Raw genomic sequence first — 26,606 nt, 5'->3', positions numbered from 1 at the left:
GTCATCTCCTTTGTTAGTTTTTTACTTTTGACTTAAACGGCAGATCGTTTTTCACAAGCTCTTCATATGTTTCACGCTTGACTACAAGCTGCGCCTCACCATCTTCTACAAACACAACCGCAGGTTTCGGAATGCGGTTATAATGGCTAGCCATCGAATAGCCATACGCCCCTGTACAAAATACAGCAAGTAAATCATCTGACTGAGCTTTCGGCAAAGCGACATCCCAAATGAGCATATCTCCTGACTCACAGCACTTTCCGGCAATGGAGACTGTCTCATCTTCATCATCCTTCATCCGATTCGCTAATGCAGCTTCATATTTTGCTTGATACAGAGCAGGGCGAATATTGTCATTCATTCCGCCATCAACCGAAACATACTCACGTACGCCCGGCACATGCTTTCTTGATCCGACCGTGTATAAGGTTGTCCCTGAATCTCCCACTAGCGAACGACCAGGTTCAATCCAAATTTCAGGGATGTCTACATTCATTTCATCCGTTTGCTTTTTCACTTCTTGAATAATAACATCCACATATTCACTCACTGGAATCGGATCATCTTCGCTCGTATAGCGAATGCCGAAGCCTCCTCCTAAATTCAACACTTGCGGGAAGAAATGAAAACTGTCTTTCCACTCTTTTAATTTTTCAAAAATCTTTTGCGTTGCCATAACAAAGCCTGTCGTTTCAAAAATTTGTGAACCGATATGGCAATGCAAACCAAGCAACTCGAATTGATCCGCCTCGTATGTTTGACGAACAGCTTGCTCAGCTTGTCCATTTTGCAGATCGAAACCAAATTTAGAATCTTCCTGTCCTGTTAAAATATAATCATGCGTATGTGCTTCAATTCCTGGTGTAATACGCAAAAGCACTGGCACTTTCTGTTGGAATGAATCACTTAACTCCTTCAACAGCTCAATCTCATAGAAATTATCGACTACAATACAACCGATTTTTTCTTTCAGAGCCATCGCTAATTCTGCTCTGCTTTTATTGTTTCCATGAAAGTGAATTTTTTCACGAGGGAACCCGGCAGCAAGCGCTGTATATAACTCTCCTCCTGACACAACATCTAATGAGAGGCCTTCCTCATGTACAAGCTGAACCATCGCCATCGTTGAAAAAGCTTTACTTGCATAAGCAACTTGTGCTTTCACATTGTGCTTTACAAAGGTCTCTTTAAATTGGCGGGCTCTTTCCCGAATTAAAGCAACATCATATACATATAGAGGCGTCCCGTATTCTTTTGCTAATTTAACGGTATCAACCCCTCCGATTTCTAAATGGTTAGAACCGTTTACTTTACTCGTTCCATGCAAAAACACCATTCGTCCTTACCTCGTTCCCCTTCATTATTTGTTCTGCTGACTGACAATTGAACAAAACCAATAGGACAGCACTTTCTTGAATGTACACAAAGAGACAGCTAGTCAGCCCTTAAGCTGTTAACTGTCTCGTTCATTCATTGCTTTCTTAATTAAAACAACCTTATCATATCTCCAAACTCGATGCAACCACATTATTACAATATTCAAACAGCCGTTTTTCTATATAGGTCGTTTTAGAAAGTTCACAAACTTTCCCTCTAGCACTTATACATATTTACACAGGCTGTCGTGATTTATTTTGCGGATGGACAATGCTTGGTCTAACATTATCCCCTGGTTTAGACGTTCGAAACATAATCCCTTTAAAAGCACTCGGATTGAACGGAATGAAAGGCCATAAGTATGGTGTATTTAATGACTTCGTTGCTGCTAGCAATAAAATATACAGCGTCGTACCAATAACAAAACCTGGCGTGTGAAAAGCAGCCACTGCAGCAAGCAATAATAGACGAGCCATCTTATTCGCGACACTTAGCTCATAACTCGGCGTTGCAAAGTTACCGATAGCGGCAACAGCAACATATAAAATAACTTCTGGCACAAACAGCCCTACGTCAATGGCAATTTGACCAATTAACGCCGCCGCAATTAATCCCATAGCTGTGGAGAGCGGCGTTGGGGTATGAATGGCGGCAAGCCTTAGAAATTCAATGCCGATATCTGCCATAAAAATTTGAACGACAATTGGAATGTTCGTTTTTTCATTTGGACCAATGAATTGTAAATTCGCCGGCAACAAAGAAGGTTCTGTTACAAATAAAAACCATAAAGGTAATAAAAAGACTGAAGCCAAAATCCCAATATATCTAATCCAACGAATGAAGGTCCCGACAGCAGGAGCTTGTCTAAATTCTTCCGCATGCTGAACGTGGTGGAACAAGGTCGTCGGCGTGACAATTACACTTGGAGAAGTATCTGTAATAATGAGTACATGTCCTTCTAATAAATGTTCAGCCGCAACATCAGGACGTTCCGTATAGCGTACGAGCGGAAATGGATTATACCCTTGTTTAACGAGAAATTCCTCTATGGTTTTGTCCGCCATCGTTAGACCATCTGTTTTAATCGCTTCGATTTCTTTTTTAATAACGTCCACTAATCCAGGATCGGCAATATCATTAATATACCCTATGGCGACATCGGTTTTGGAGCGTTCTCCTACCTTCATCATTTCAAACCGAAGACGCCCATCGCGAATACGTCTTCTCATTAAAGCTGTATTAATGATAATATTTTCTGTAAAACCATCCCGTGCTCCGCGAACAACTTTTTCTGTATCTGGCTCTTCTGGCCCGCGTCCGGGATAACTGCGTACATCTACTTCATACCCAACCTCTTCCTGATCAATTAGAACGACAATTAAGCCTGCTAAAATTGTATCAAGCGCATCCTCTAAATATTCGACAGGGGTGACTTGCTGATGAATAAGACGATTTTCAATGATCTCTTTTGCTTTTTCTTTTTCAGTTTCATGGTCATTTACTTCCACGAGCTGATCCGCAATTTGGATGATATAATTGCTGTCGCAAAGTCCGGTCACATAATACATATGTACTTCCCGCTCTAAAATAAGCAGCTTTCGAACTCCGACATCAAAACTCGTATTCATGCTCCCATGTTCAATAAACCATTTATCATTCTCATGAACCTTTTTATAAATGGCCGTCTTTTGCTTCGTTTGCTCTGCCACTGTATCCGCTCCTTTCCAAAATAATTTCTACAGCTTTCATTGTAATGGGCGAACCATATTCAATGTGGTCCATTTTTGCCATCTTCCCGATGTCTCCAATTCCTACAATGATTGGAACTTCCAAACGATCCAGGCAATAAACGGTGTCGCCATTTATTCTGCCTATTTCAAATTCTGCAATACCGTTTTTATCAACGCCATATTCTGTCAATTCTCCATACCGATCTATACTCACATCAACCCGTGTCCATTCATTTTGATGCGTTTTGGCAGCAACCGCAATAACGCCAAGTACTTCTATTTGCTCATGAGATGCGACATATTTTAACGCTTGTTCTCCCGAACCTTCTCCTAAAAAACCGCTATCATCAAACATCACAAACACAGGATCGTAGGCGGCTTTCGTAATTAATTTCACGATTTCTCGTCCTGATAACTTCGTTGGGTTTCCGTGTGATTGAGAGATACAGCGTCCTCCATACTGCTTTGCTACATATTCAATGGTTTTTTCAGCATACTCATCGCCATCTGTAACAATAATGACCTTTCTTTTCTCCATATATTCTTATCCTTTCGGTTTAAAGATAAGAGCGATAATAAAGGCAAATAAAATCGCTGAGGCAATACCTGCTGAAGTGAGTTCGAAAATTCCCATGGCAATCCCAATTATTCCATGCTTGTCTGCCTGCTCCATCGCCCCGTGCAACAACGAGTGACCAAAGCTTGTAATCGGAACGGTCGCACCAGCTCCGGCAAATTCGATGAGCTTATCATATAATCCAAAGCCATCCAGTACGGCTCCGGCTACTACGAATGAGCTTGTGACATGAGCAGGAGTTAATTTTGCAACGTCTAACAATAACTGCCCAATAACACAAATCGCTCCGCCAACTGCAAATGCAATAATATATTCCATTTAATGGCCTCCCTCCAATGCCTCAATGACCACTCCATGGGCAATAGTCGGAATCGTTTCTTTTTGCTGAATCATCGTCGGGCTTAATAATGCCCCTGTTGCGACAACCAATACTCGTTTAAAATTTCCCTTTATTAACTCGCTCAATATATACCCGTATGTGACAACTGCCGAACAGCCGCAACCGCTTCCACCTGCAAATACTTCTTGGTCCGGACGATAAATCATGAGCCCGCAATCATTATGAACATCAAAAATATCGTACCCCTCTTCTTGAAGCAGTTTTTTAAGAATTGGGCTTCCAACCCCCGACAAATCTCCAGTAACAATCAAATCGTAATACGCGGGTGAACGGTTCGTATCCACTAAATGCTGACGAATCGTATCAGCGGCGGCTGGCGCCATTGCTGAGCCCATATCAAATGGATCGGTAATACCGTAATCGGCTACCTTCCCAATCGTCGCTGCTGTAATTTTGACTAAGCCTCTTTCCTGGGAAACGAGAGCGGCCCCTGCCCCTGTGACAGTAGCGGTAGCCGTATCCGGCTTTTGTCCCCCATATTCAGTTGGATAGCGAAATTGCCGCTCGGCTGTCGCATTATGGCTGCTTGTAGCCGCAACGATTTTCCGGGCAAACCCACCATCAACTAATGCTGCTCCGACCGCTAATGTCTCCATTGAAGTAGAACATGCCCCAAACATACATAAAAAGGGGATTTGATTCTGTCTTGCTACATAATTTGCGGTGACATTTTGATTCAATAAATCACCAGCTAAAAAGAAATCAATATCGGAATAATTCAGATTACCCTTTTGTAAACAGGAATCAATCGATTCTTTCATTAACAAACGCTCCGCCAACTCCCAATTATCCTCTCCGCAATGCAAATCTTCGTGCGTGACATCAAATGATCCTGCTAAAGGTCCCGCTGCTTCTTTCGGACCGACAGCCGTTCCCGTTGCATTAATGTAAACATCATTTTCAAACATCCACGTTTGTTTTCCAACAAGCCGCATGTTCGTTCCTCCCTTCTTCTAAAAAAAAGACTTAAACGCATAGCGCAGCATCCCTATGACGTAGGCAGCTACCACTCCAAAAGTAATGACACTTCCCGCTAATTTGAACATATTGGTAGCCACCCCAAGCACAAGCCCTTCGCTTCGATGCTCCATCGCTGCACTCGTCATCGTATTGGCAAAGCCGGTTACCGGTATGGCAGAACCTGCTCCAGCAAACTGACCAAGCTTGTCATAAATGCCAAACCCTGTTAAAATGGCTGACAGCAAAATAAGAGTCGCTACTGTCGGATTTCCGACATCCTCTTTTGTATAATTAAAATAATGTAAGTAAAAATTTTCCACCACTTGACCAATGGCACAAATGAGCCCACCCACCACAAAAGCTTTTACACAGTTGATAAAATAAGGAGGAGTCGGCTGGTACGGTTTGATGTTATCTTTGTAATTATCTTTCAATTTGCTGCTCATCACTATTACCTCCACTTATCCAGGCACAGTTCCTCACACTACGCCATGTTTATCACCACAACACGTCCTTGCTTCATTACTGATCGACAAAATAGATCCAGTGAAACAATGAACCAAATACTTTACCGAGCACAATTGCCATGAGTAAGACGAGCATTTGATCGGCTACACCAATTCTTTTTGTTAAAATAGGAAGAACATTCAATACTTCTGTTAGAGCAGCTGCCAGCATGCCGATAAAGATGCCGCTCGCCGCTCCCACAATAATGGCAATGAACGCCGGCAAATATAAAACATGGCCGTGAAGACTCATCCACGCTCCTCCTATCGCTCCTGTAATGACAGCCCATTCGTATGCCTGTACATATTTCATAGTCTTTGTTAACTGCATCAGTCGGGGAATGACCCCGAGCACGGTCAAAAAAGCGACAAAGCCCCCTCCTACAGCCAACCCTCCGGCAAATCCGATGAAAATGGTCAACAACACGTTAAGGCTCATCAATGTGCTTCATGCTTTCCTTATTTTCATGCATAATGACATATTGATCTAAATCTTGCTGATAATTAAACATTTCCACTTCCAAAGGGCTCGGTTCTTCGTTAATTCGCTTACGAAAAAGATGATTAAAAAACAGCACCATCCCTAAACCTAATCCAAACGAATAAGGAATTTGAAGAAGTAACGGCTGTTCATCCTGAACACCTGTCAGCATGTAAAACAGCTTTTGATGAACTTGCCGCATACTCACATCTTCATGGAAGTTCATGATGGCGAGAGCCGCTCCAATGAAAAGGAGTAGCCACACAAGACAAAAAAAGAACTTTGAATAGTGCTTTTTTTCATACACCACTTCCACAATTGTTTGAGCAGGACCGATATTTTGAATATCAAAATCTACATCCTCTTTCCTTATCTCAGCAATGGCTTTCATTACATCTACAACAATCATATTTCGGTCACTAGCTGTCACTTGATGCACAGGCAATTCTTGAAGCCTTGCCTTGATGTCTGCTCTTGCTTCAATTAAGGAAATTTGACCAAGGCTTACGGTCTCATTCGGTTTAACTTGTACACGGTGACGCATTCGTAAATAAACTGTATTATCCATCCATATCACACCTTGCAAATGGTTCTCCTCGTATGAGTAGTATGTTATTTCTTAAATTTTCTAATTCAAAAACCGAACATCCATTAATTACCACGATGTTCTTCCAAAATGTTTGACGTTTCTATACTTTGCTAAATGGCAAAACCAACAAAAAAAGTGAAGCAGAAAACCTTCAGCGAGGTTTTCCGCTTCACTTTTTTTTGAAGTCACTTCAAATGATCGTCATCCAGATAGAAACAAGCTTTTTGTCGCTATTCTCCCATCTGATTTTTCATTTGATGTAAAATTTTCTTTTCCAAGCGAGATACTTGCACTTGTGAGATGCCTAGTCTAGAAGCCACTTCTGATTGTGTTTGATCCTTATAATATCGCAAGTAAACAATGAGCTTTTCTCTCTCGTCCAATTCCTGAATGGCTTCTCTTAACGCAATTTTATCAAACCACTTTCCTTCGTTATGGTCAGCAATTTGATCGAGTAGCGTAATCGGATCACCATCATTTTCGTACACCGTTTCATGAATGGAAGCAGGCACGCGATTAGCTTCTTGTGCGAGTACAACGTCTTCAGGTGTGATCTCTAAATATTCTGCCACCTCTACAACCGTTGGAACTCGATTCAGCATCTTAGAAAGCTCATCTTTCGCCTTGCGAATTTTATTGCTGAGTTCCTTTAAAGAGCGACTTACCTTCACCGTTCCGTCATCGCGAATAAAACGCTGAATTTCACCAATAATCATCGGAACGGCATATGTGGAAAATTTAACATCATACGATAAGTCAAACTTGTCAACCGATTTCAAAAGACCAATACAACCAATTTGAAATAAATCATCCGGCTCATATCCTCTGTTAAGAAAACGCTGAACAACAGACCATACGAGCCTCATATTTTTTTCAGCAATCAAATCGCGGGCTTGTTGGTCTCCTTGTTGACTTTTTTTAATTAATTCCTTTACTTCACAATCGGATAAATAACCTCGGCTCTGTTCGTTTTTGACCTCGACATCCATAGGCTGATCTCCTTAATTACATAACGCTTTGCTTTTTGTTAAATGCTTTTTCAAATAAATGGTCGTTCCTTCTGTACTCGATGAATCGATAGCAATTTCGTCCATAAAGTTTTCCATAATAGTAAAGCCCATTCCAGATCGCTCCAATTCAGGCTTTGTTGTATAAAGCGGCTGCTTTGCTTCCTCTACATCTTCAATTCCCGTTCCCTTATCTTTTACGATAATTTCGATCGTTCCCTCTTCCATCAAGTAAACGGAAATATACACCGTACCATTTGGATTATTGTCATATCCATGAATGATAGCATTGGTGACCGCTTCTGACACGACCGTTTTAATTTCCGTCAACTCATCCATTGTTGGATTAAGCTGTGTAACAAAGGCCGCAACCGTTACACGAGCAAACGATTCATTTTGGCTTAATGCGGCAAATTGGAGATGCATCTCGTTTTTCATCATGCCACCCCCAACGTTGCTAAAGCATTTTGCTCTGTTTGCTCTAAGCGGATAATTTTAAATAAACCTGACATTTCAAATAATCGCTGTACAGAAGGAGAGATAGCACATACGACCATCTCTCCGCCGCTGCTTTTAATTTGTTTATATCGTCCTAAAATAACACCAAGTCCTGAGCTATCCATAAAACTTAAATCACCAAGATTTAATACAATATGATGAATAAGTTCATTCTCCAGAAGGTCTGTAATTCTCGTTCTTAACTCGTCTGCTGTATGGTGGTCAAGCTCCCCGCTTAAACGCACGAGCAGCACATGATGCTTTACTTCTAAATTTATAGAAAGACTCACAATTCAAACCCCCTTGAAAGTTTATAGAGAGTCTTTCGATAGTTTCTTATTGGAATCCTTCCGTGTGACAAAACTAGTTATTTTTCGCCAACATTAGTTATGAAGTTTTCGAAAAGATTGAGAGAGTTCGTTTAAATAAATCCCACCAAGATGCTTCCATAACGTCTTCTTCTGCCACAAGCGGGGATTCACTTAACACCTTGCCGTCTTTTTTTATAATTAACGAGCCGATTTCATCCCCTTTTTGAATAGGTGCTTTGACAGATTCCTTTAGCTTAATGTCTTTTTCAATATCTTTTGTGGATGTCCCTTTTTTCGTTAAAAAAGAAATCGGTTCAGATGTCACAGCTTGTACGGTCTTTTGAGTTCCTTTGCTCACTTTAACAGAACCAATCTCGGCATCCTTTTCGTACAATGGTGTTGTTTGATATTGACTGAACGCATAGTCTAACATTTTCGTTACTTGGGCATTTCGGTCTTTCGGGGTTTCAGCTCCAAATACAACCGCGATTACCCTCATGTTTCCTTTTTTGGCGGTAGCGGTCAAACAATATTTCGCCTCATTTGTAAAACCGGTTTTCACCCCGTCTACTCCCTCATAAAATTTGACGAGACGATTTGTATTGACAAGCCAAAATTTTTTATCTGTATTTTCTCGCAAATAATCTTCATATTTGCCTGTGTAATCCGTAATCTTTTCATATTTCATAAGTTCTTTTGCCATAATCGCCATATCATAAGCTGTGCTGTAATGGTCAGCAACAGGTAATCCGGTAGGGTTCTGAAACTGCGTGTTTTTAGCCCCCAACTCTTTCGCTTTTTCATTCATCATGTTGACGAATTCGTCTTCCGATCCGGCTAAATGCTCGGCCATAGCCACTGATGCATCATTTCCTGATCCAATGGCAATACCTTTTAACATTTCATCAACGGTCATTTCCTCGCCGGGCTCCAAGAAAATTTGCGAACCTCCCATTGAAGCAGCATATTCACTTGTACGAACTTTATCACTCCATTTGATCTTTCCTTCATCAATTGCTTCCATAATTAAGATCATGGTCATAATTTTCGTCATACTGGCAGGTGGAAGCTTTTCATTACTATTTTTTTCATATAATACGGTCCCTGTATCACGCTCAATTAAGACAGCTGATTTAGCTTTTTCAGCTAGCTCCGCTGAGGTTTCTTCCTTGGCAAATACCGCTGTTATATGAAAAGAAAAAAGAACTGCTACTACGATTGAAAATGAAAAAAATCGCTTCATCTCCACAACCCTCCATTCTTTATACAACCTATTTTTGCCAAATTATTTTTTTCTTATACCCGCAACAAAAAAAGAGCAGGGAAAAGAAAATAAATTCTTTTCCCTGCTCTTTTCATTAGTTCGAAATTTTATCGTAAACAAGAGGTGGTGCTTCTACTTTCTCAGTAGATATTTTAATGCTTTCGTAAATTTTTGCTTTGACTTCCTCCACGTTTTCCTGATTACTGTGGATGGTCACAAGTGCTTCACCTTTTTTCACTTGATCGCCAATTTTCTTCTTCAGCACAAGTCCAACAGCCAAATCAATTTTTGATTCTTTCGTCGCACGCCCTGCTCCTAGAAGCATCGCCGCCGTTCCGATTGAATCAGCAATAATCTCTGCGACATAGCCGTCTTCTTTTGCTTCTAAGTCCATCACATATTTCGCTTGAGGTAGCCTAGAAGGGTCGTCGACAACCGTTCCGTCTCCACCTTGAGCACTTAAAAATACTTTTAACGTTTCAAGAGCTTGGCCGTTTTGAATCACTTCTTCCAGCTTGCGGCGAGCTTCCTCCAAGCTGTCTGCTTTCTTCGCTAAATAAACCATATAGCTTCCGAGAATTAAGCAAAGCTCTTCTAAATCTTTTGGTCCTTGCCCTTTTAATGTATCAATTGCTTCTTGAATTTCAAGTGCATTTCCAATCGCAAAGCCTAATGGCTGACTCATATCAGAAATAACTGCCATCGTTTCACGTCCAACATTATTTCCAATGTTCACCATTGCTTGCGCCAATTCTTTTGCATCATCCAAATCTTTCATGAATGCCCCGGCACCTGTCTTAACATCTAGTACAATTGCATCTGCTCCAGCTGCGATTTTCTTGCTCATGATTGAGCTGGCAATAAGCGGAATGCTGTTGACAGTTGCCGTCACATCACGCAGAGCGTAAAGCTTTTTATCTGCTGGCGTTAAGTTTCCGCTTTGTCCAATAACCGCTACTTTATTTTTATTAACTAAATCAATAAATTGTTGCTTATCAATTTCTACATGAAAGCCTGCTACGGATTCTAATTTATCAATAGTGCCGCCTGTATGACCTAATCCCCGTCCAGACATTTTCGCTACCGGCACACCTACTGCCGCTACTAATGGAGCTAGAACAAGCGTTGTTGTATCGCCGACCCCACCAGTACTATGTTTGTCCACTTTAATTCCTTGAATATCAGATAAATCGATTTGATCTCCTGATTCCACCATTGCCATCGTTAAATCTGCTCGTTCTTTTTCTGTCATTCCTTGAAAGAAAACAGCCATTGCAAAAGAACTCATTTGATAATCAGGTATAGATCCATCTGTAAATCCCTTGATGATGAACTGAATTTCTGACGTTTCTAATTCTTTCCCATCGCGTTTTTTTTCAATTAAATCAACCATTCTCATCTGAAACACCTTCTCTATTTAGAATTTAGGCACGTTCTTTAATGATTCCTTTAACTAACGATAAAAATTGTTTTTTGACCTTTTCTGTTGTTTCAATTACTTCTTCATGGTTTAAAGGCTGATCTAAAATACCAGCAGCCATATTGGAAATACAAGAAATCCCTAATACTTTTAATCCGGAATGACGAGCCACGATTACTTCCGGTACAGTAGACATACCCACTGCATCTCCACCGAGCACACGCAGTAAACGAACTTCGGCTGGTGTTTCGTAACATGGCCCTGTATTGCCGACATACACCCCTTCTTGTACCGAAATATTCAAGTTAGCGGCTACGTTTTTCGCTAATTGGCGCAATTCCTGGCAATAAGCTTCAGACATGTCTGGGAAGCGTACCCCAAGACTAGAATCGTTAGGACCAATTAACGGATTAGTCCCCATATTGTTAATATGATCGGAAATAATCATTAAGTCGCCTGGCTGGAATGATTCGTTCACTCCTCCTGCCGCATTGGTAACAATCAATGTTTCAACACCGATTGCCTTCATCACACGTACAGGAAATGTTACTTTCTCCATACTGTAGCCTTCGTAATAATGGAAACGCCCCTGCATAGCTACTACTGTGACACCGTGAATCGTTCCAAGTACAAGTTGTCCTGCATGACCTTCTACGGTTGAAACAGGGAATTCTGGAATTTGTTCATATGGAATTTTAACAGCATCTTCAATTTCATCTGCCAATACTCCCAATCCAGAACCTAAAATTAAACCGATAGACGGTGTATGAGGAAATTGGCTTTTAATATATTGTGCTGATGTTTCAATCAATTCTCGCTTCATCTTCAACTCTCCTAGTTTATGATAATTCGTTTAAAAAGCTTTGGCCGTGCTGCGGCATCTTAATTTGGAAATTATCCGCAATACTTGCTCCAATATCAGCAAATGTGCTGCGCACCTTCATTTCTTTTCCTTCCTTCATACGAGGACTGTACACAATTAACGGGACATATTCTCTCGTATGGTCTGTACCGTGGTGAACAGGATCGTTTCCATGGTCGGCTGTAATAATTAATAAGTCATCTTCTTTCAGATGATCCATCACTTCTGGTAAACGTGCATCAAATTCTTCCAACGCCTCACCATAACCTTTTGGATCACGGCGATGACCAAACAACGCATCAAAATCTACAAGATTAACAAAGCTCAACCCTGTGAAATCCATCTGTAACGTTTCAGCCATTTTGTCCATTCCATCCATATTGGACTTCGTTCGGATCGATTTTGTGACTCCTTCACCATCATATATATCGGAAATTTTCCCGATTGCAATAACGTCCAGACCTGCATCTTTCATTTCATTCATCACTGTTCGACCAAATGGTTTTAACGCATAATCATGGCGATTCGCTGTTCGCGTAAATTTCCCTGGTTCACCTAAAAATGGACGAGCAATTACACGCCCAACCATATATTTCTCATCTAATGTCATCTCGCGGGCAATTTCACAAATTTTATAAAGCTCATCAATCGGAACAAGCTCTTCATGTGCCGCAATTTGCAACACAGAATCGGCGGAAGTGTAGACGATAAGCGCTCCAGTGTCCATATGCTCTTTGCCAAGTTCATCTAAAATTTCTGTACCAGAAGCTGGCTTATTGCCAATAATCTTGCGCCCCGTTTTCTCTTCCAGTTCTTGAATCAATTCATCTGGGAAACCATCTGGAAAAACACGGAATGGTTGCTCAATATTCAAACCCATAATTTCCCAGTGACCTGTCATCGTATCTTTACCTGCTGATGCTTCCTGCATTTTCGTATAGCAAGCGAGCGGTTGCTCTGCTTTTGCAATCCCTTTAATTTCGCGAATGTTGCTCAAACCAAGCTTAGCCATATTCGGCATCTTTAAGCCATTCATATGCTCGGCAATATGCCCTAATGTATCGGCCCCTTTATCATTGTATTGTTCTGCATCGGGCGCTTCCCCAATGCCGACAGAATCCATAACGATTAGAAATACTCGTTTGTATGTATGTGAAGACATCCTATTCCCTCCAAATATGTATTTATCCTATTTGTAACGTTCCCTTTTTAAATAGATTTAACCATGGGAACCATCGAACTGTTATTTGAAAGCGGTTTCTTGTTGTGTGTGATTGGTCAGAAGTCTGACAACATCAGTATAGAACTTTTTTAAGCGTTTGTCGAGATGGTAAATTCATCTCGACAAACTAAAAACGGACCAACCTTTATTTAATCTCCCTTTTCATGCAAGGAAGAAACCATCTGGAACGCATACAACCTTTAAACGCTTCCGCCCCTTTTATGCTCTCGGGTGGAATTGATTGTATACATCTTTTAATCTCGCCTTTGTCACATGTGTGTATATTTGAGTCGTCGAAATATCAGCATGTCCAAGCATTTCTTGTACCGCACGTAAATCGGCTCCATTTTCCAATAAATGTGTCGCAAAAGAATGCCTCAACGTATGTGGCGTTAATTCTTTTTCAATCTTTGCTTCCGATGCTAGTCTCTTTAAAATTTTCCAAAATCCTTGCCGTGTCAATCTTTTCCCATGATGATTGACAAAAAGCGCTGTTTCCGACTGTTGCTTTTTAGCAATCAGCGGCCGAGCTTGAGATAAATAAATGTCTACCGCTTCAGCAGCCAAACGGCCAATGGGAACAATTCGTTCTTTACTTCCCTTTCCGAAACAGCGAATAAACCCCATTGTTAAATGAACATCATCGAGGTTTAAATTCATCAGTTCCGAAACACGCATTCCTGTTGCATATAACAGCTCCAGCATCGCTTTGTCCCTCATACCAAAAGGAGTGCTTACATTCGGCACACTTAACAGCGCCTCCACTTCTTCGGCGCTAAGTACATGAGGCAATTTCCGTTCAAGCTGCGGCGTGTCAATATGAACGGATGGATCTTGATCTGCTTGCTTTTCTCTTAATAAAAATTGATGAAAAGCACGAATGGAAGCTAGATGACGGGCAATCGTTTTGGATGATTTGTTTTGCTCATTTAAATGCTTCAAAAACGATAAAATATTTAAGCGTGTTACATCATTAAAGGAAGAAAGTTGCTCCACACGCTGTAAATACTGCATGTATTTCATTAAATCACGCTGATATGACTCTATTGTATTTTTAGCCAATCCCCGCTCCACCACTAAATAATGCATAAAATCCTTAATTTGTAATTCCACTGACCTCTACTCCCCGCTATGATAAAAGAGAAACAATCGCTGAATCCAGCTTGGCTGCTCGTTTACAGGATGCATACTCATCACTTTCACAGCCGCTCCTTCTGGTTCATCGTACCGCTGATATTGCTGATACTCCTGCTGAACCCAAATCATCCCGTAATAAAAAAGAAAGGTGAACCCTGTAAACAGTACAAACACTTTCAACGTTTGATACAATAATTGAATAAAACCTTTCATGTTCACACATCCTCCAATTTATATGCTATTAGAAGATATGCCAAGCAGGACAAGTTTTATACATTTATTGAAAACAAAAACCTTCTCCTTAATGGAAAAGGCCGATTTTATTGTGTATCATCTTCCGCCTTTTCCTGACATCGGTAGCAAATCCCGTGAAAAGTGAGACGATGATCCTTAATTTTAAAATTCCAACGACGTTCAACAACTTCTTCTACGTCTTCTAGTAAATCTTCCTGAATTTCATCAACCGCACCGCACTCAATGCATACAAGGTGATGGTGAAAGTGCGCTGCACCCTCTTGCCTTAAATCATAACGGGAAACCCCGTCGCCAAAATTAATTTTATCAACAATTTTCAATTCTGTGAGTAATTCAAGTGTACGATAAACAGTCGCTAATCCAATCTCGGGAGACTTTTCCTTGACGAGGAGATACACATCTTCTGCACTCAAATGATCCTCTTCATGTTCAAGGAGCACCCTAACAGTCGCCTCACGCTGAGGTGTTAGTTTATAGCTGGCTGAGTGCAGCTGCTGCTTGATCCGTTCGATTCGACTTTCCATTAAACAATCCTCTCCCTCGCCATTTTGCTCACTTTATTATAGCAAATGTAGGAGAAGTGTCAAAATAAAATCATTACAATCTAATGAAGACATTCCTTATCAATAAATAATAATTACTATTTGATAAAAAATGTTATTTATTTACTAATGAAACCTAAAATAGCTTTCATTAAATAAGGAGACATATACGCTTCAAACCCAGAAGCCATTAAGACAAAGAAAGCCATCCATACGACTGATAGACTGTAACGTAAAAAAGCAGAAGAAATCGGTTCATGCACTCTCTTCACAAATTGCTGACGAATGATTTTTAAGGAAAATGAAATAGAAATGGTTGATAAAATAATAAAGGCAGGGATTAAAAATACATTTTGAGGGAGAACAGATACAAAAGAAAGTAAAAATCCCTGTAACTGCATTTGATTGACAAGAAATCCAACTGTAAACCCAATCATCATTCCCTTTAAAAACAGAAGAACTAATATAATAGGCAATCCGATAATGGAAATGCCTAAAATCCAAATAAAGCCTAAATATTTAAGGTTATGAAGCAAGCTTTGCTGAAACATCTCATGGTTCGTCACAAACTCTCCAGCCGCAACTTGTCCAAAAAAACGGTTTAAATAAAAATAAAGGTCTTGCTTTTGCTCCAGGTTGAGACTGTTTACGACAATGGCGCCAAAGATGACACCCATTAAAAATAGAACGGTTGTAAACAAATAAATAGAACTATTTTCTCTCACATGATAAAGACAAAACTGTTTCAGCTTTTTCATGGTTTTCCTCCTATCATCCCCTTACTAGATAGTATGATAGAGGAGCCATTGTATGACATAAAAATGCCCGTAACAAGTACCGTTAGTCTGTCATTATTTTTCCGTACGTTCCTCCGCCGCCTGATTGAATGTTTAGCTTTCCTTGACGAGCTTGTAAAATAAGCTCCACAATGGATGGTTTTACATATGAGCTCAATTCCTCTTCTGACGCATTATGCAAAATATACATTTCCGTTCCTACAAACTGGATGAGTTTATGAAGCGTTTGCTTCCCAATACCAGGTAGAAACTCTAACGGAACTTGATGGATATACGGAGGGCGTGAGACTGGATGGTGAGTATGAGGCAGCTCTTTAATTCGCTCTGAAACCCCTTTAATAAAAAGATGATGTCCGCACTGCTGACAAGTCCAATTAGCTGAACTCGGCTGTTGATAAGTACATTTTGCGCACACCGTCTCATAATACTTCCCCAAAAATGGATTCAGTCCGTAATTGGCTATAATTGCTCGGTTTTTTTCGCCCTTTAACGCCTTTTTCAACTCAGTAAAACTCGGTGATGTCATCGCTATTTTTTGATATTCTCTCGCAATTTTGCCAGCAGAGTGCGCATCTGAATTCGTTAAAAAAGGATAAACTTGAAGCTCAGCTATTTGATGGGCCATCACCGTATTAGCACTAAGCCCAAGTTCTATTCCATCTATTAAATACGGATTGAACACCTCAGCTAAAGAACGCCTTACACCTTTTCCGTACAGACTTTTAAATGGCGTAAACGCGTGGGCCACAATAAAAAGACCGTTTAGTTCCCTTACTTTTTCTTGCAACATCACCGCATCTTCGTATACACGCTGAGAGCTTAACGTAATATTTTTTAACCTTGTTGACAGCCATAATGAAAATTCGTGCATCTCACGGATTGTTCCAAAATATACGAGAACATGAATTGGACCTTGGCAATTATGGTCGTAAATTTCTACTTCTGTTCCAAGAAGCACTGTTAACTCTCCGTACTGAATGCCTCCTCCATCTCGTTCGCTCATCTCACCAGCTCGAATGGATGCTTCAAAGGACGATAAAATTTCTGGCACATGTGCATCAATAATACCAATCATGTCCAGTCCCTTACGCACAACGGCTTCCTGAAGGATAGTGGGAACCGTAAGAGATGGTGAAGCCGTAATTTTAACAGGTTTTCCACTTGCCGTTCTTCCTACGTGAATATGCAAATCCACATAATAATGCTGCATATTACTCCCCTAAAGCGCTTTTAAGCTGCAAATATTGGATGGCATAGGCCGTTTTGGCATCGTAAATTTGTTGATTTTGAATGAAAGAAAGAGCTTCTTCCAATGTCACTTCTACTACATCGACAAATTCATCTTCATCCAATTCAGCTTTTACTTCCATTTTCTCTAAACTCCCTGCCACATACACATGCACAAGTTCATCCGCAAAGCCAGGAGAGGTATAAAACGAAATAAGATGATCTAATGAATCACATGTATAGCCAGTTTCTTCTTCAAGCTCCCGTTTCGCCGTCACCTCTGGCTTTTCACCTTTTTCCAATTTCCCTGCCGGAATTTCCAGCAATACACGGTCCATCGCTTTCCGGTATTGTCGCACCATCACAATTTTATGGTCCTCTTTTAAAGCGATAATGGCTACAGCACCTGGATGCTTAACAATTTCACGTGTGCTTTTTTTCCCATTCGGCAACAGCACTTCTTCATGATATAAATCAATCACCCTGCCGCTAAACAGCTTTTCAGATTTTAACGTTTGTTCTTTTAAATGCTCCATCTTGGCACCTCGTTTTCAGTTTTCCTTTTCTTGTTGTGAAGATGATGGTCACCTTACACAATAGTCGTTTGAAAGACCGTTTTCATATGTTGAACAAATGTATCATGTAGCTCTGTAAACGTCGCCATCTTATTGCGATGAGCAACCGTCTTGTATCCTCTTGCATACGCACCATAGGCTGTTAAAAAATTACAAATATCTGTACATACTCCTGCTAAATGAACTGTAGTTACATCCCGTTTTTTCAGCTCTTCATCCAGATTGGTTCGAAAAAAAGCGTCATACTCAGGCTTTTCAATATACACTACATTTGGATTATCCTTGTTTTGCTCATACCATGTTTGGAGTTCCCCGTATAATTCCTGTCCCCATGTGCCTTTCACATTATGGGCAGGCCACAACTCAAAATGAGGATCGTTTTCTTCATGTCCATCCATGCACACAGCGACTACTTTATTTTGGGCTAAGCATTCATCTGCAAACTCGATAATAGCTGGCACAATAGCTTGAGCACTCTGCCCCACCGTCAAGTTTCCATTATCATCCACAAAATCATTGCTCATATCAATAATTAACAATGCTTCTCTTCCCATTACCATACCCCTTTTCTTATGATTTAGCTACACTTGGCCATCTGCCCTTTCGGTATGACTAGTTTATCATATTTGCCGCTTCTCTTTCCAAAAACTTCCCCTTCCATAAACAATAGCCCGTCTTCTTTCAACTCAAGAAAACGGGCTCATTAAGGAATGATTTATGCTATCCATTTCAATCCAATGACGGCAATTAAAATGAGGGCGATGAATAAAATTCGTTTCCAATCTTTTTGTTCTCCATAAAACAACATCCCTACAATTACGCCTCCCACTGTTCCAATTCCTGTCCATACAGCGTAGGAAATTCCCATTGGGAGAGTTTTCATTGCCAAACTAAGAAAACTAAAGCTTAATAGAAAACCAATAAACAGTATCATATACGACTGCACATTTTTATCTTTTGCCACTTTGTTTATACCAGTAACACCTACCACTTCAAAAACACCCGCTAAAATAAGGTACATCCAAGCCATTTACACCATACCTTCTTTCTCACCTGATTCCGTTGTTACAAGTTTCAAACCTATCACACCAGAAAGAAGCAGAAGAATAAACAATATTTTTATCCAACTGAAAGGTTCACCGAAAACCACCATTTCAACTAAAACGGTTCCTGCCGTTCCAATCCCTGTAAAAACAGCATAGGCGGTAGCCACAGGTACTTTCTCAGTTGCCTTAATTAACACGATAAAAGATACGCAAATAAGAAGAAGAGTTCCAGCCCACGATATGACATTAGTGGAATACTTCAAGCCCATTGCCCACAAAATCTCAAGAATGCCGGCAATAAAAACCAATGTCCAATTTCGGTTCATTTAAATCCCCTCCTATAACGGTTAATCATGTGAAAGTCCACGCCAGTACATATACCAAGAGGCATCCAATCTTTTCTGCAAACGTTCTGGACCTCCATATAACATTTCAACGAAGATGCCATCCAATACCCCTAAAAAGGCAGCAGTCGCCCGTTGTTCACCAATTGTTGAATTGATTTCTCCTTTGTTCATTGCTTTTTCTATAATTGGAAGAAAAAGCGCTTCTATTCCATCCAAGTATTCATAAACATATTTCATTACTTGATCATGCAGATGACTTGGCGGAAAGAAAGCGGTACGAATCCAAAATTTAGTTGAATCGTCCGTCTCATAGCGATCTATACCTTGCAAAAGAAAATCAAATAAAAACTCTTTTATAGGTTGGTCGATGTTCTTTTCAATAAACTGATTGACAAATTGCAGCTCATGCTCACACGCATCCTTGCATATTTGCAGAAAAAGTTCATCTTTTCCTTTGAAATGAGTATAAATGGATTGTTTCTTAATCCCTACATTTTCAGCAATTTGAGCCATTGATGCCCCTTCATATCCATGTTGTGCAAAATATTTTATCGATACTTCCTTAATTTGTTCTGACGTCATGTTATCATCCTTCCGAACGGTCGTAAGTTAAAATTAACATTTATTCCCTTGCAGGTCAATCATTTTAGCATTACTAAATTATTTACAGCATCATTGAAAAGAATTAGGTATACAAAAAATGGTAGAGACTAGTAGCATGTCATTTGAGTTAAAGCTTCTGTTCAGGCTACAATAGACAGAAAGTGCGAATGAATTAAATTGGGGGTATAACAATCATGAGGAAAAATCGTTTAGGAACATCTGATTTACATGTAAGTGTACTTGGGCTTGGATGCATGTCCCTCGGCACAGATTTCGAAAAAGCAGAAGCCATTATCGACCGAGCACTCGATGCCGGTGTCAACTATTTGGATACCGCTGATTTGTACGATTTCGGTTTAAATGAAGAAATTGTTGGGAAAGCCGTCAAAAAACGACGGCATGACATTGTGTTAGCAACAAAAGTAGGAAATCGATGGGAAGAAGGAAAAGAAGGATGGAGCTGGGACCCTTCGAAACAATACATAAAAGAACAAGTGAAAGCGAGCTTACGCCGCCTGCAAACAGATTATATTGACCTCTATCAATTGCATGGTGGAACAATAGAAGACCACATAGATGAAACGATTGAAGCGTTTGAAGACTTAAAAACAGAAGGCATCATCCGTCATTACGGCATTTCGTCTATTCGCCCAAACGTCATCCGGGAGTATGTTCAAAAATCCTCCATGGTGAGTGTGATGATGCAATACAGTATTCTCGATCGCCGTCCAGAAGAAACAGTGATAGACCTTTTAACAGAGCATAACATTAGCGTCATCGCAAGAGGCCCACTCGCAAAAGGCTTGCTCACAAATGAAGGCTTACGCAAATTAGAAGCGAAATTTTCTCCGAAAGGCTACATGGATTATTTCTATGACGAACTTTCTAGCTTAATCCCGCAATTACAGCAGCTTCGTCCAACTCACACGTTGAATGAAACAGCCATCCAATATTGCCTGCACTCTCCTGCGGTCGGAGCCGTTATACCAGGTGCCAGCAGCATTCGCCAGCTCGAGGAAAATATAAAAGCCGCTAACGCCCCTTCTCTATCAGACGCAGAGTGGCAACAAATTCAACATATAAGTAAAACTGGGCGATATGACGCCCATCGCTGATTACAAATAATAAAACCGAAGGAGTATTCCCTTCGGTTTTATTTGTAATCATTCCACTTTAATTCACTCTCATTTAAAAGCTGTTCGAACGTTTTGTTTTTTTCTTGCTGCTTCCGAAGTTCTTGCTGTCTTCTCAGTTCCTCTTCTTTCTGCTTTTCTTCCTTTGTTTCCAACATTTGTTTTTTCTGCTTGAGCTGTTCTAAAATCGAACCATTTAATTGATCTTTCAAACTTAGTTTATCGTCCTTCAAATAAGAAGGTGTCGTTTGCTTTGATTGTCTTGCTTTTTTAGCCATCGTAACCCTCCGCCTAGCGTTTTAGACGTATTATAACACAATTTCACATGAGCGGGAGATGCAGATGCTCCCTGTCTTTTCTTCACTTTTCAAAAAAATCCGCCTGCTTCCCTTCAAACAGAGAAACAAGCGGACATTCTATAATTACGCGCGCTCTACAACCGTCGCTACACCTTGGCCTCCGCCAATACATAATGTAGCAAGACCTAAAGATGACTCGCGCTTTAACATTTCATGAATTAATGTTACAAGGATACGCGCTCCACTTGCACCGATTGGGTGACCAAGCGCAATGGCTCCACCGTTAACATTTAATCGTTCTTTATTAAAATGAAGCTCGCGATCAACTGCAAGAGCCTGCGCAGCAAAAGCCTCGTTTGCTTCTACTAAATCGATATCTTCTAAACTTACTGCTGCTTTTTCAAGCGCCTTTTTCACTGCATTCACAGGACCGATTCCCATAATGCTCGGATCCACTCCCGCATTAGCATTCGCACGAATACGTACTAAAGGCTTCACGCCAAGCTCTTCTGCTTTTTTCGCACTCATCACGACAAACGCTGCTGCGCCATCGTTAATGCCTGACGCATTTCCGGCAGTAACCGAACCATCTTTCTTAAATGCTGGACGAAGCTTTCCTAATCCTTCTGCTGTCGTACCTGCACGTGGAAACTCATCTTGGTCAAAGACGGTGACTTGCCCTTTTCTTCCTGGAACTTCGACCGGAACGATCTCATCTTTGAAACGTCCTGACTGAATAGCCGCTTCTGCCTTTTGTTGGCTTAAAGCTGAGAACTCGTCTTGTTCTTCTCGGCCAATATCATATTTATCACATAAGTTTTCAGCAGTAATGCCCATGTGATAATCATTGAACGCGCACCATAATCCATCTTTAATCATGCTGTCAACCATTTTTTGATCGCCCATTTTAAAGCCATTGCGCGCACCATTTAATAAGTATGGAGCCTGGCTCATGTTTTCCATTCCTCCGGCAACCACGATGTCCGCATCTCCAGCAAGAATAGCTTGAGTAGCCAAGTGTACCGCTTTCAAACCGGAACCACACACTTTATTTATCGTTAAAGCTGGAACCTCTTGCGGTAAGCCTGCTGCAATCGCGGCTTGGCGAGCAGGATTTTGTCCTAATCCAGCTTGTAGAACATTCCCCATAATAACCTCATCTACAGCACCCGCTTGTACCCCTGCTTTTTCCAAAGCTTCTTTGATTACTACTCCGCCTAATGTAGTCGCTGCTACATTTTGCAAGCTCCCCCCGAAACTGCCAATTGCAGTTCTCACTGCGCTTACAATTACAACTTCTGTTTGACTCATGACGTTGCCTCCCATACTGAATTGATTCGTGTACATGGTTGTACGAAATACATAATTCGTCAACATTCTTTAAATTCCTTTAAAAAATTTGCCAAAAAACATTTTTACATTAATTTTACAAAACAATTGAAATAATTTAAAAATACGCTTGTAAACTAAATAGTTTGTTTTCATTTCCACTCACATGTGTCTACAAAACCATTCCCACTTTCAAAGTAGCTATGGTACACTAGGCAAAGCAGAACCTCTAAAAACATCACGCAATATAAACATTTGTCCCCCTCTTATTTCGTGACCATCTTTGAAAGTAAAGGAGAGACACCCATGAAAAAGTGGCTATTTATAGCAGGAACCATCCTTGCTTATACCCTTACTGTTGGACTTTTTTTTACAAATAAAATGATGTATATCCGTAAAAAAACGGATGAAGAACTGTTGAATCGAGAAAAAAACGATGGCTTCTACATAGATGAGACGTACGACGCTTTAACAAAAGAACGTTTTTCTATCTCTTCTCCTTTCGGTTATTCCTTAAAAGGAACCGTAATTCGTCCCTATCAAACAAAAAAGTTTATCATTTTTTGTCACGGTGTCACTGTACATTCTCTTAATTCGATTAAATACATGAACATCTTTTTAGAACGGGGATGGAATGTCATCTTATACGACCATCGGCGCCACGGCCAATCTGGAGGAAAAACAACGAGTTATGGCCATTACGAGAAACTTGATTTAAAAGCAGTCGTCGATTGGGCAAAAAAACAATTTGGACAAGATATCACCCTTGGTATTCACGGAGAATCTATGGGCGCCGCAACGATGCTTCTATATGCCGGTGCCGTAGAAGATGGCGCAGACTTTTACATAGCGGACTGTCCTTTTTCTGATTTAAAACAACAGCTCAGCTATCGGCTTAAAGAAGAATTTCGATTGCCCGGCATCGCTGTCTTACCGGTTGCCGATATCTTTTTAAAACTTCGGGACGGCTATTCGCTTAAAGATGTCTCCCCAATTCAATATATTCATAACATTGAAAGTCCGATTCTCTTCATTCATAGCGGACAAGATGACTATATTTTGCCGCATATGACCCAAGGCCTGTACGAAAAAAAGCTCGGCGCCAAAGCATTTTATTATGCACCTTTTGGCACGCACGCACGCTCCTATGCGGAAAACCGCATTGACTATGAAAAAGCCATTGATGAGTTTTTGGAAAAATTCCATATAGCATAACGAAAAAAGACCCGTCATGAATTCCAGGAACATTACAGATTTCATGACAGGTCTTTCTGTTTTAAGGTTTTATAGGACAGCTACTGACTCTTTTTCTCTTACAGCTTATCAATCAGCGGCATACGAGGGTTTAAGATTTGATTCGGACTTTTTAACATAAACGAATTGGCTGCTTCTACAAAATCAATTGTCATTTGTTCATCAAAGAAAACTTGTTTCGTCTTCTCCATTAGCAACGGACGGAAATTAGTTGCAATCTCAATGTCTCCTTCTTCTGAATTACGGACCATCCAAAGAGCTGATACCCCGCTTACTACACAGCCGCAGCCCTCTGTATCGTACTTTAATTTCAATTGTTTTTCACTTTCTTCGGGGAATCGATCTTGTATTTTTTGAATAGCTTTATCAGTAAACGTAATATTCATCGTCATATATCCTCTCTTCCATCAATATCGTTCATACTTTTAAGTATAATACATCTTTTTTTATTCGGCGATGTATCAAGCTTGGTTGATTCCTGCACCATTTACGATTACGATAAGAACAGGTACACATTTTTTATATTAAAGGAGGCTATAACAATGTCAAAAGTACAAATTAAAGTGCTAGACAATGGACCTTTTCGCGTCACAGGAGAAGTCGAACTGATTGATGCAGAAGGTAATACATTTGAAACAAAGCAAGCGTTCTCTCTCTGCCGATGTGGACTGTCCAGCAAACTTCCATTTTGCGACGGCGCACATAAAGGACAGTTTGACTCATGTGTACGCGCAGCGAAGGTGCTGGACGAAAATAAAGGTGAATAAGCAGTTCATCTACAAAATGATTCGAAACAGCTTCCTTCAATATAGCCATCTAGCGGAATCCCTTCCGCTGACAGAGCCAGACTATGAAGAAATGTTCCACATCGTTAGTCAGCGAATGGAAAACGAAGCAGAAACTGATTTACACGACATCATCCAAGACATCGTATACGATTATTTAACAGAAAAAGGCACTCCATGGTAGGAGGGCCTTCTTTTATTATTTTTGGTGAAAACGATCACCCGCTAATTTTTCTACTAAACGTGGAGCTAATAAGTAAAGCGTACTTCCTAGATTCATCCATCCCGGCAAATTTAATTCTCGCTTTTTCGTAAATAAAGAATCGACCACTTTCTTAGCAACATCCTCTGGATTCAGCATAAACTTCTCCACATTTTTCGTATAGCTTCCTGACGTATCCGCAATGTCAAAGAAATTGGTTTTAATGGGACCAGGATTGATCGCGGTCACCAATATATTCGTTTTCGCTAATTCCATCCGTAAGCTGTTCGTAAACCCGAGTACAGCATGCTTCGTCGCTGAATATCCACTGGACTTTGGCGTCGCTAGCTTACCTGCCTGTGAAGCGATATTGACAATATGCCCTGTATTCCGCTCTAACATGTGTGGAAGAACCATTTTTGTACAGGCGATTAAACCAAGAACATTCACTTGAAACATCGACTGCATGTTTTCCATTTTCGCGTCCACTACGTCTTCAAAAATGCCAAATCCAGCATTATTAATTAAAACATCTACATAACCGACATCTGCCAAAATTTGCGGGTACGTCATTTCGATTACTGCCAGATCTCCAACGTCTAAGCTGTAAACAGGGGCAGTAATTCCATACTCTGACTGAATCCGTTCTGCGACTGACTTTAATTTCTTTTCATTTCTCGCCACCAAAATGGGGCGCGCGCCGCGACTCGCGGCTTCATAAGCAATCTGTTCACCAATTCCACCTGATGCACCTGTAATCATGACATGCTTTTCTGCTAACGTCTGTTTTTTCATATATACACCTCAGTTGAGTTTTCACTGAGCATAATATAACCAATGAGCCCCCGATTCATCAACCTTTATCTCTCCCATGTCTTCTAAATAATCCAGTTGTCCTACCGTCTCTGAAATAGTCAATCCGAGCTGACTTTCATATACAGCAGGAAACAGGCGCTGACAAATTTGAAACACAGTCATCGGTTTTTCTTTCAGCATTGCTAATACAACATTCGCTCGTTCTACCTGTTTTTGCAGACGATGATCAATCAATTTTTTAACCTCTTCCACATCGTTTCCGTGACCAGTGTAAACACGTGATAGCGGTAATTCACTAATTTTTCTTAACGAACGATTATATTGCAATAACGACTTCGCTCGACTTGTGTACGGTTTTTGCGGCGGCTCCAGCAATGGGTTGGAAGACACATGCCCCAATAGCAAATCGCCCCCCATTAATATTCCTTCTCCCTCATGATATAAACAAATATGCCCTTGTGCATGACCTGGCGTCTCCATCACTGTCCATCCCCCAAGTCCATTGATGTTCTCCCCTTCACCTATTGTTTCACTAAGAGAGCGCCTGCACGAATACTTCATCGGAGCTTCTAATTTTTTCAGCAGCAGCTCGGATGGGTAAGGGATGCCGCACTCTTGAAAGAAATGGGTGAAAAATTCCCGATAGAATTGAAAAAACGACGCATCTTGCTGAAGCCATACATTATTATGTTCATGACCAATAATCGGAAGGTCGCGCGGAAGAAAATGGAGCAATCCGACATGGTCCGGATGATGATGAGTCACAACCACCTGTTCAATCTCTTCAGCGCGAAAGCCTAAATTATGAACTTGTTCATTAAATGCCTTCCACGCTTCTTCCGTTTTCGGCCCCGCATCAATTAATGTCAATTTTTCTCCTTCTAGAAGATAAGCGTTTAAGTCCCCTACTGGAAAAGGGGTTGGAATCGTTAATTTATGCACTATTACTGACATCGTTATTCTCCTTTTATCCGACCTGTTTATCTTCAGTTTACATCGTTACCACCATTTTGTCTTTATATTCAAATAATTTAATCATTTATTTCCTCTTTTTT

At 40.6% G+C, this 26,606-nt stretch carries 34 protein-coding genes; 4 read left to right on the top strand and 30 right to left on the bottom strand.

The genetic code is table 11. The annotated features are described in order from the left end of the window. Positions 1 to 13: 13 nt before the first annotated feature. The 25 genes from lysA to ACXAEO_RS03935 form a co-directional block, all read right to left on the bottom strand. Positions 14 to 1,333, bottom strand: coding sequence for a diaminopimelate decarboxylase (gene lysA / locus ACXAEO_RS04055; RefSeq protein ID WP_474883958.1), 1,320 nt, complete (start codon positions 1,331 to 1,333; stop codon positions 14 to 16). A 277-nt stretch (positions 1,334 to 1,610) separates the two neighbouring features. Further along, positions 1,611 to 3,086, bottom strand: a complete 1,476-nt coding sequence (locus ACXAEO_RS04050) for a spore germination protein (RefSeq protein WP_474878270.1) — start codon at positions 3,084 to 3,086, stop codon at positions 1,611 to 1,613. Then, positions 3,049 to 3,645: a stage V sporulation protein SpoVABEA gene (spoVAEA, locus tag ACXAEO_RS04045; protein ID WP_474878268.1), complete on the bottom strand. Its 597-nt coding sequence runs from the start codon at positions 3,643 to 3,645 to the stop codon at positions 3,049 to 3,051. The genes ACXAEO_RS04050 and spoVAEA overlap by 38 nt, the downstream gene beginning before the upstream one ends. Positions 3,646 to 3,651: 6 nt before the next feature. Next, complete coding sequence (gene spoVAE, locus ACXAEO_RS04040; protein WP_474878266.1) at positions 3,652 to 4,002, bottom strand: stage V sporulation protein AE; 351 nt, start codon at positions 4,000 to 4,002, stop codon at positions 3,652 to 3,654. After that, positions 4,003 to 5,019, bottom strand: coding sequence for a stage V sporulation protein AD (gene spoVAD, locus ACXAEO_RS04035; protein WP_474878263.1), 1,017 nt, complete (start codon positions 5,017 to 5,019; stop codon positions 4,003 to 4,005). A gap of 18 nt (positions 5,020 to 5,037) precedes the next feature. Continuing rightward, complete coding sequence (gene spoVAC / locus ACXAEO_RS04030) at positions 5,038 to 5,493, bottom strand: stage V sporulation protein AC (protein ID WP_474878261.1); 456 nt, start codon at positions 5,491 to 5,493, stop codon at positions 5,038 to 5,040. 73 nt (positions 5,494 to 5,566) lie between these two features. Further along, positions 5,567 to 5,989: a stage V sporulation protein AB gene (locus tag ACXAEO_RS04025; RefSeq protein WP_474878259.1), complete on the bottom strand. Its 423-nt coding sequence runs from the start codon at positions 5,987 to 5,989 to the stop codon at positions 5,567 to 5,569. Next, entirely contained in the window at positions 5,979 to 6,599 is a 621-nt protein-coding gene (locus ACXAEO_RS04020) for a stage V sporulation protein AA (protein WP_474878257.1), read from the bottom strand. The genes ACXAEO_RS04025 and ACXAEO_RS04020 overlap by 11 nt, the downstream gene beginning before the upstream one ends. A 251-nt stretch (positions 6,600 to 6,850) precedes the next feature. Next, positions 6,851 to 7,609, bottom strand: a complete 759-nt coding sequence (gene sigF / locus ACXAEO_RS04015) for an RNA polymerase sporulation sigma factor SigF (RefSeq protein WP_474878254.1) — start codon at positions 7,607 to 7,609, stop codon at positions 6,851 to 6,853. Between the two features lie 12 nt (positions 7,610 to 7,621). After that, positions 7,622 to 8,065: an anti-sigma F factor gene (gene spoIIAB, locus ACXAEO_RS04010; RefSeq protein WP_474883956.1), complete on the bottom strand. Its 444-nt coding sequence runs from the start codon at positions 8,063 to 8,065 to the stop codon at positions 7,622 to 7,624. Continuing rightward, positions 8,065 to 8,415 (bottom strand): anti-sigma F factor antagonist, encoded by a 351-nt coding sequence (spoIIAA, locus tag ACXAEO_RS04005; protein ID WP_474878252.1) that lies wholly within the window; start codon positions 8,413 to 8,415, stop codon positions 8,065 to 8,067. The genes spoIIAB and spoIIAA overlap by 1 nt, the downstream gene beginning before the upstream one ends. A gap of 97 nt (positions 8,416 to 8,512) precedes the next feature. After that, positions 8,513 to 9,679 carry a D-alanyl-D-alanine carboxypeptidase family protein gene (locus ACXAEO_RS04000; protein WP_474878250.1) on the bottom strand — a complete coding sequence of 389 codons (1,167 nt, stop codon included), beginning with the start codon at positions 9,677 to 9,679 and terminating at the stop codon, positions 8,513 to 8,515. Positions 9,680 to 9,794: 115 nt separating this feature from the next. Beyond that, entirely contained in the window at positions 9,795 to 11,099 is a 1,305-nt protein-coding gene (locus ACXAEO_RS03995) for a pyrimidine-nucleoside phosphorylase (protein ID WP_474878247.1), read from the bottom strand. A gap of 25 nt (positions 11,100 to 11,124) precedes the next feature. Continuing rightward, positions 11,125 to 11,943 (bottom strand): purine-nucleoside phosphorylase, encoded by an 819-nt coding sequence (locus ACXAEO_RS03990; protein WP_474878245.1) that lies wholly within the window; start codon positions 11,941 to 11,943, stop codon positions 11,125 to 11,127. 16 nt (positions 11,944 to 11,959) lie between these two features. Then, a complete protein-coding gene (deoB, locus tag ACXAEO_RS03985; RefSeq protein ID WP_474878242.1) occupies positions 11,960 to 13,144 on the bottom strand; it encodes a phosphopentomutase in 1,185 nt (394 codons plus the stop codon). Positions 13,145 to 13,423: 279 nt separating this feature from the next. After that, positions 13,424 to 14,317, bottom strand: coding sequence for a site-specific tyrosine recombinase XerD (gene xerD / locus ACXAEO_RS03980; RefSeq protein WP_474878240.1), 894 nt, complete (start codon positions 14,315 to 14,317; stop codon positions 13,424 to 13,426). A gap of 6 nt (positions 14,318 to 14,323) precedes the next feature. Continuing rightward, a complete protein-coding gene (locus tag ACXAEO_RS03975; RefSeq protein ID WP_474878238.1) occupies positions 14,324 to 14,554 on the bottom strand; it encodes a DUF4227 family protein in 231 nt (76 codons plus the stop codon). A 107-nt stretch (positions 14,555 to 14,661) separates the two neighbouring features. Continuing rightward, positions 14,662 to 15,120, bottom strand: a complete 459-nt coding sequence (gene fur / locus ACXAEO_RS03970) for a ferric iron uptake transcriptional regulator (RefSeq protein ID WP_474878236.1) — start codon at positions 15,118 to 15,120, stop codon at positions 14,662 to 14,664. Positions 15,121 to 15,257: 137 nt separating this feature from the next. Continuing rightward, the gene (gene spoIIM, locus ACXAEO_RS03965) at positions 15,258 to 15,896 is read right to left on the bottom strand and encodes a stage II sporulation protein M (protein ID WP_474878234.1); all 639 of its coding nucleotides are present in this window, start codon (positions 15,894 to 15,896) and stop codon (positions 15,258 to 15,260) included. Positions 15,897 to 15,978: 82 nt separating this feature from the next. Then, entirely contained in the window at positions 15,979 to 17,145 is a 1,167-nt protein-coding gene (locus ACXAEO_RS03960; protein WP_474878231.1) for an endonuclease Q family protein, read from the bottom strand. 1 nt (position 17,146) lies between these two features. Then, positions 17,147 to 17,698 carry an NUDIX hydrolase gene (locus ACXAEO_RS03955; RefSeq protein WP_474878229.1) on the bottom strand — a complete coding sequence of 184 codons (552 nt, stop codon included), beginning with the start codon at positions 17,696 to 17,698 and terminating at the stop codon, positions 17,147 to 17,149. Positions 17,699 to 17,751: 53 nt separating this feature from the next. Then, the gene (locus ACXAEO_RS03950) at positions 17,752 to 18,291 is read right to left on the bottom strand and encodes a cysteine hydrolase family protein (RefSeq protein ID WP_474878226.1); all 540 of its coding nucleotides are present in this window, start codon (positions 18,289 to 18,291) and stop codon (positions 17,752 to 17,754) included. 161 nt (positions 18,292 to 18,452) lie between these two features. Continuing rightward, the gene (locus ACXAEO_RS03945; protein ID WP_474878223.1) at positions 18,453 to 18,767 is read right to left on the bottom strand and encodes a DMT family transporter; all 315 of its coding nucleotides are present in this window, start codon (positions 18,765 to 18,767) and stop codon (positions 18,453 to 18,455) included. After that, positions 18,768 to 19,109, bottom strand: coding sequence for a DMT family transporter (locus ACXAEO_RS03940; RefSeq protein ID WP_474878220.1), 342 nt, complete (start codon positions 19,107 to 19,109; stop codon positions 18,768 to 18,770). Between the two features lie 21 nt (positions 19,110 to 19,130). Next, positions 19,131 to 19,712 carry a TetR/AcrR family transcriptional regulator gene (locus ACXAEO_RS03935; RefSeq protein ID WP_474878217.1) on the bottom strand — a complete coding sequence of 194 codons (582 nt, stop codon included), beginning with the start codon at positions 19,710 to 19,712 and terminating at the stop codon, positions 19,131 to 19,133. Positions 19,713 to 19,927: 215 nt separating this feature from the next. On the opposite strand from ACXAEO_RS03935, the gene ACXAEO_RS03930 reads away from it, so the two are divergent. Next, positions 19,928 to 20,848, top strand: a complete 921-nt coding sequence (locus tag ACXAEO_RS03930; protein WP_474878214.1) for an aldo/keto reductase — start codon at positions 19,928 to 19,930, stop codon at positions 20,846 to 20,848. A gap of 38 nt (positions 20,849 to 20,886) precedes the next feature. Here the strand turns inward: ACXAEO_RS03930 and ACXAEO_RS03925 are convergent, their stop codons facing one another. Continuing rightward, positions 20,887 to 21,144: a YqkE family protein gene (locus tag ACXAEO_RS03925; protein WP_474878212.1), complete on the bottom strand. Its 258-nt coding sequence runs from the start codon at positions 21,142 to 21,144 to the stop codon at positions 20,887 to 20,889. 144 nt (positions 21,145 to 21,288) lie between these two features. Continuing rightward, entirely contained in the window at positions 21,289 to 22,476 is a 1,188-nt protein-coding gene (locus tag ACXAEO_RS03920; protein WP_474878209.1) for an acetyl-CoA C-acetyltransferase, read from the bottom strand. Between the two features lie 324 nt (positions 22,477 to 22,800). Here ACXAEO_RS03920 and ACXAEO_RS03915 point away from each other — a divergent pair, with 324 nt between their 5' ends. Continuing rightward, entirely contained in the window at positions 22,801 to 23,709 is a 909-nt protein-coding gene (locus ACXAEO_RS03915) for an alpha/beta hydrolase (RefSeq protein WP_474878207.1), read from the top strand. A gap of 98 nt (positions 23,710 to 23,807) precedes the next feature. Here ACXAEO_RS03915 and ACXAEO_RS03910 read toward each other — a convergent pair whose 3' ends face one another. After that, positions 23,808 to 24,134, bottom strand: a complete 327-nt coding sequence (locus ACXAEO_RS03910) for an iron-sulfur cluster biosynthesis family protein (protein ID WP_474878204.1) — start codon at positions 24,132 to 24,134, stop codon at positions 23,808 to 23,810. Positions 24,135 to 24,290: 156 nt separating this feature from the next. Between ACXAEO_RS03910 and ACXAEO_RS03905 the strand changes: the two genes are divergently transcribed. Together ACXAEO_RS03905 and ACXAEO_RS03900 are read left to right on the top strand one after the other, a co-directional pair. Continuing rightward, positions 24,291 to 24,515, top strand: a complete 225-nt coding sequence (locus tag ACXAEO_RS03905) for a CDGSH iron-sulfur domain-containing protein (protein WP_474878202.1) — start codon at positions 24,291 to 24,293, stop codon at positions 24,513 to 24,515. Further along, a complete protein-coding gene (locus tag ACXAEO_RS03900; protein ID WP_474878200.1) occupies positions 24,508 to 24,717 on the top strand; it encodes a YqzH family protein in 210 nt (69 codons plus the stop codon). Before ACXAEO_RS03905 ends, ACXAEO_RS03900 begins: the two co-directional genes overlap by 8 nt. Positions 24,718 to 24,732: 15 nt before the next feature. Here ACXAEO_RS03900 and ACXAEO_RS03895 read toward each other — a convergent pair whose 3' ends face one another. Next, positions 24,733 to 25,530 carry an SDR family NAD(P)-dependent oxidoreductase gene (locus ACXAEO_RS03895; protein WP_474878197.1) on the bottom strand — a complete coding sequence of 266 codons (798 nt, stop codon included), beginning with the start codon at positions 25,528 to 25,530 and terminating at the stop codon, positions 24,733 to 24,735. Between the two features lie 21 nt (positions 25,531 to 25,551). Beyond that, on the bottom strand, positions 25,552 to 26,505 hold the full coding sequence (locus tag ACXAEO_RS03890; RefSeq protein ID WP_474878194.1) for an MBL fold metallo-hydrolase: 954 nt from the start codon (positions 26,503 to 26,505) through the stop codon (positions 25,552 to 25,554). Positions 26,506 to 26,606 lie beyond the last annotated feature (101 nt).

The organism is Bacillus sp. ABA4_010, assembly GCF_056159105.1.
This window is presented reverse-complemented; position numbering and strand designations above follow the sequence as displayed.

Bases quoted from the DNA above. Each gene is read 5' to 3' on its own strand.
- spoVAEA (WP_474878268.1), bottom strand. From the start codon at position 3,645: ATGGAGAAAAGAAAGGTCATTATTGTTACAGATGGCGATGAGTATGCT.
- spoVAE (WP_474878266.1), bottom strand. From the start codon at position 4,002: ATGGAATATATTATTGCATTTGCAGTTGGCGGAGCGATTTGTGTTATT.
- spoVAD (WP_474878263.1), bottom strand. From the start codon at position 5,019: ATGCGGCTTGTTGGAAAACAAACGTGGATGTTTGAAAATGATGTTTAC.
- ACXAEO_RS04025 (WP_474878259.1), bottom strand. From the start codon at position 5,989: ATGAGCCTTAACGTGTTGTTGACCATTTTCATCGGATTTGCCGGAGGG.
- ACXAEO_RS04020 (WP_474878257.1), bottom strand. From the start codon at position 6,599: ATGGATAATACAGTTTATTTACGAATGCGTCACCGTGTACAAGTTAAA.
- sigF (WP_474878254.1), bottom strand. From the start codon at position 7,609: ATGGATGTCGAGGTCAAAAACGAACAGAGCCGAGGTTATTTATCCGAT.
- spoIIAB (WP_474883956.1), bottom strand. From the start codon at position 8,065: ATGAAAAACGAGATGCATCTCCAATTTGCCGCATTAAGCCAAAATGAA.
- ACXAEO_RS04000 (WP_474878250.1), bottom strand. From the start codon at position 9,679: ATGAAGCGATTTTTTTCATTTTCAATCGTAGTAGCAGTTCTTTTTTCT.
- ACXAEO_RS03995 (WP_474878247.1), bottom strand. From the start codon at position 11,099: ATGAGAATGGTTGATTTAATTGAAAAAAAACGCGATGGGAAAGAATTA.
- ACXAEO_RS03990 (WP_474878245.1), bottom strand. From the start codon at position 11,943: ATGAAGCGAGAATTGATTGAAACATCAGCACAATATATTAAAAGCCAA.
- deoB (WP_474878242.1), bottom strand. From the start codon at position 13,144: ATGTCTTCACATACATACAAACGAGTATTTCTAATCGTTATGGATTCT.
- ACXAEO_RS03975 (WP_474878238.1), bottom strand. From the start codon at position 14,554: ATGAAAGGTTTTATTCAATTATTGTATCAAACGTTGAAAGTGTTTGTA.
- fur (WP_474878236.1), bottom strand. From the start codon at position 15,120: ATGGAAAGTCGAATCGAACGGATCAAGCAGCAGCTGCACTCAGCCAGC.
- spoIIM (WP_474878234.1), bottom strand. From the start codon at position 15,896: ATGAAAAAGCTGAAACAGTTTTGTCTTTATCATGTGAGAGAAAATAGT.
- ACXAEO_RS03960 (WP_474878231.1), bottom strand. From the start codon at position 17,145: ATGCAGCATTATTATGTGGATTTGCATATTCACGTAGGAAGAACGGCA.
- ACXAEO_RS03955 (WP_474878229.1), bottom strand. From the start codon at position 17,698: ATGGAGCATTTAAAAGAACAAACGTTAAAATCTGAAAAGCTGTTTAGC.
- ACXAEO_RS03950 (WP_474878226.1), bottom strand. From the start codon at position 18,291: ATGGGAAGAGAAGCATTGTTAATTATTGATATGAGCAATGATTTTGTG.
- ACXAEO_RS03945 (WP_474878223.1), bottom strand. From the start codon at position 18,767: ATGGCTTGGATGTACCTTATTTTAGCGGGTGTTTTTGAAGTGGTAGGT.
- ACXAEO_RS03940 (WP_474878220.1), bottom strand. From the start codon at position 19,109: ATGAACCGAAATTGGACATTGGTTTTTATTGCCGGCATTCTTGAGATT.
- ACXAEO_RS03935 (WP_474878217.1), bottom strand. From the start codon at position 19,712: ATGACGTCAGAACAAATTAAGGAAGTATCGATAAAATATTTTGCACAA.
- ACXAEO_RS03930 (WP_474878214.1), top strand. From the start codon at position 19,928: ATGAGGAAAAATCGTTTAGGAACATCTGATTTACATGTAAGTGTACTT.
- ACXAEO_RS03925 (WP_474878212.1), bottom strand. From the start codon at position 21,144: ATGGCTAAAAAAGCAAGACAATCAAAGCAAACGACACCTTCTTATTTG.
- ACXAEO_RS03920 (WP_474878209.1), bottom strand. From the start codon at position 22,476: ATGAGTCAAACAGAAGTTGTAATTGTAAGCGCAGTGAGAACTGCAATT.
- ACXAEO_RS03915 (WP_474878207.1), top strand. From the start codon at position 22,801: ATGAAAAAGTGGCTATTTATAGCAGGAACCATCCTTGCTTATACCCTT.
- ACXAEO_RS03910 (WP_474878204.1), bottom strand. From the start codon at position 24,134: ATGAATATTACGTTTACTGATAAAGCTATTCAAAAAATACAAGATCGA.
- ACXAEO_RS03905 (WP_474878202.1), top strand. From the start codon at position 24,291: ATGTCAAAAGTACAAATTAAAGTGCTAGACAATGGACCTTTTCGCGTC.
- ACXAEO_RS03895 (WP_474878197.1), bottom strand. From the start codon at position 25,530: ATGAAAAAACAGACGTTAGCAGAAAAGCATGTCATGATTACAGGTGCA.
- ACXAEO_RS03890 (WP_474878194.1), bottom strand. From the start codon at position 26,505: ATGTCAGTAATAGTGCATAAATTAACGATTCCAACCCCTTTTCCAGTA.